The sequence below is a fragment of the Actinoplanes sp. NBRC 103695 genome (assembly GCF_030269485.1).
In the GTDB taxonomy this organism is placed as follows: Bacteria; Actinomycetota; Actinomycetes; order Mycobacteriales; family Micromonosporaceae; genus Actinoplanes.
The window spans coordinates 1-2321 of the sequence record NZ_BSTL01000094.1; the positions used below are offsets into that span (position 1 = coordinate 1).

A 2321-nucleotide genomic window follows, 5' to 3' on the forward strand; every position below is an offset into this window, starting at 1 on the left:
GCGATACAGACGCACAGCACGCGCCCTCAGTTCGTCGGGGTACTTCTTCGGTGCGGCCACAGAACGTCCTCCCCATGATCAGTCGATCATGTTTGAGAGGCTCCACCAAACCGGGGGGAACTCAGGTGGCGCGGCTTGTGGTGAACAGTTGCGCGAGAGTGTTGTCGGGTAGGCCCAAGCGAAGGTGCAGGACGGTGGCCAGGACCCGGTCATTGAACGCGAATGTGGATGGCCGTCCGGATCGGGGGGCGTGGGGCGGGTTCCGTTGCGGTCGGCGGTGTCCAGGGATTCTCGGTATGCCGTGTGGATGGCTTCTTGACGGGTGTCGCGCAGGGTGTTGAGGGCGGTGGTCAGGGTGGTCAGTTCTTCGGTGGTCATGCCAGTGAATGCGTGATGCGCCAACGTGTCCGGTGCCGGGTTGTGGGCGTCGTCGCCGGTCGCCGCGGCGGTGTCGGCGTCGGTGGTCGGTGGTCGGTGGGTGCAGGGTGTAGTTCCAGTCGCCGTGGAAGGTGTGCTGGGCGATGGGGAGGGCGGCTATCTGGGCGTCGCTGATCTGGATGCCGGTGGGGTATTCACCGGTGTCGAGCTGGGCGTGCACGCTCAGTCCGGTCCCGGTCGTGGTCGCCGCGATGGACTGCAGGATGACTTCGTGACTGGTCAGGGGCCGCCCGCGCCAGTTCATGGTGATGTGGCAGAACAGCCGGTGCTCGATCTTGTTCCATTTGCTGGTATCGGGCCAATGCCGTTGTCTGAAGACTGAACTATCGCAGGTGCAGGGTGATGTCTTGGTCGTGACGCGTCGCGTTGGTGGCGTTGTCGTTGCCTGAGAGGGCGGTTTGTGAGTTTTCCGTAGTTCGTCATCGCTCAATGTCGTGACCTTCGAGCTGCGCCGATGTCTGCTCGGTGGGCATGCTGGTTGAGCAGGTCATGGGCGAACGGAAGGCGTATCCCAGCGACCTCACCGATGAGCAGTGGGCGGTGGTGGGCCCGTTCCTGGACGCGTGGAAAGCGCGGCATCCGTCGGTGTCGGGGCATCAGGGCCGCTACTCGTTGCGGGAGATCCTGAACTCGATCTTCTATCAGAACCGGACCGGCTGTCAGTGGGCTTATCTGCCGCATGACTTGCCACCGAAGTCCGCAACCTATTACTACTTCGCGTTGTGGCGTGACGACGGCACCGACCAGGCCATTCACGATCTGTTGCGCTGCCAGGCCAGGGAGAAAGCCGGCCGCCGGGAAGATCCGTCCGCGATCATCTTGGACACCCAGTCGATCCGCGCCGCGAACCACGTTCCCGCCGCGACCACGGGTAAGGACGCCGGGAAGAAGGTGCCGGGCCGTAAGCGTGGGCTGGCGGTGGACGCGCTCGGGTTGATCATCGCGGTGGTGGTGACCGCCGCGTCGGTCACCACCACCGTGATCGGCGTGCGGCTGCTGGACAAGGTCGTCGAGCACACCCCGACCGTCACCCGGGCGTGGGTGGACGCCGGTTTCAAACACGACCTGGGCATCCACGGCGCCCTGCTCGGCGTCGACGTCGAGGTGGTCAAGCCATCCGACACGAAGCCGGGGTTCGTGCCGATCGCGAAACGGTGGGTGGTCGAACAGATCAACGGCACGTTGATGCTGCACCGGCGCCTGGTCCGTGAGTACGAGAGCCGCCCGGAGTCGTCCGCGTCGCGCACGCTGTGGGCGTCGGCGGCCAACCTCGTGCGCCGGCTGACCGGCAGCAGCACACCGTCCTGGCGGGATCCGACGTGAACACCACGACCATTCTGGACCTGATTGCCGCCCGGGAAGCCGCCGCGGCCGCCGCCCGCGACGAGTTACGTGAGCAGCAGGCCAAACTCGCCGCCGAGGTGGCCGGCATCGAGTGTGAGCTGGCCGATCTGGCGACCACCCGCCAGACCCTGACCAAGATCCTCGAACACGAGGTGACCACGTCTGAGCCGGCCGTCATCAGCGAGCCTTACCAGCAGATCCTCGCCGTGTTCACTCCCGATCGCGACGCCCTGCGCGCGAAGGACGTCTGCCTGGCCCTCGGCATCGGCACCGAACCGAAGGACACCGAAGGACACCGAAGGCATCCGCGCCAAGCTGAAACGCCTGGTCAACCGGCACATCCTGACAGAGACCCAACCCGGCCTCTTCACCCTCAAACCGAACCGGACATAGCCCCACGGACCACCCTCTGAGAGGGCAGTAAGTGCCCGCCTGCCGCTTTCGCGGGTTGTGGTGTGCTCGGCCCGGTTCCAGGTGTTTCGTCGTCGCTCGATGGCGTGACGTGGTGGGTGTGGCTGAGGTCGGGCACGCTCGTGGCG

General features: G+C 65.5%; 3 protein-coding genes and 1 pseudogene. 2 read left to right on the plus strand and 2 right to left on the minus strand.

What is annotated here, in order from left to right:
- Positions 1–78: 78 nt before the first annotated feature.
- Together QSK31_RS48370 and QSK31_RS48375 are read right to left on the minus strand one after the other, a co-directional pair.
- Positions 79–378 (minus strand): hypothetical protein, encoded by a 300-nt coding sequence (locus QSK31_RS48370; RefSeq protein ID WP_285691974.1) that lies wholly within the window; start codon positions 376–378, stop codon positions 79–81.
- 97 nt (positions 379–475) lie between these two features.
- A pseudogene (locus tag QSK31_RS48375) lies at positions 476–736 on the minus strand (ISAzo13-like element transposase-related protein); the annotation flags it as partial.
- Positions 737–927: 191 nt separating this feature from the next.
- Here QSK31_RS48375 and QSK31_RS48380 point away from each other — a divergent pair.
- Together QSK31_RS48380 and QSK31_RS48385 are read left to right on the plus strand one after the other, a co-directional pair.
- On the plus strand, positions 928–1761 hold the full coding sequence (locus QSK31_RS48380; protein WP_352244880.1) for an IS5 family transposase: 834 nt from the start codon (positions 928–930) through the stop codon (positions 1759–1761).
- On the plus strand, positions 1758–2195 hold the full coding sequence (locus QSK31_RS48385; protein ID WP_285691972.1) for a hypothetical protein: 438 nt from the start codon (positions 1758–1760) through the stop codon (positions 2193–2195). The genes QSK31_RS48380 and QSK31_RS48385 overlap by 4 nt, the downstream gene beginning before the upstream one ends.
- Positions 2196–2321 lie beyond the last annotated feature (126 nt).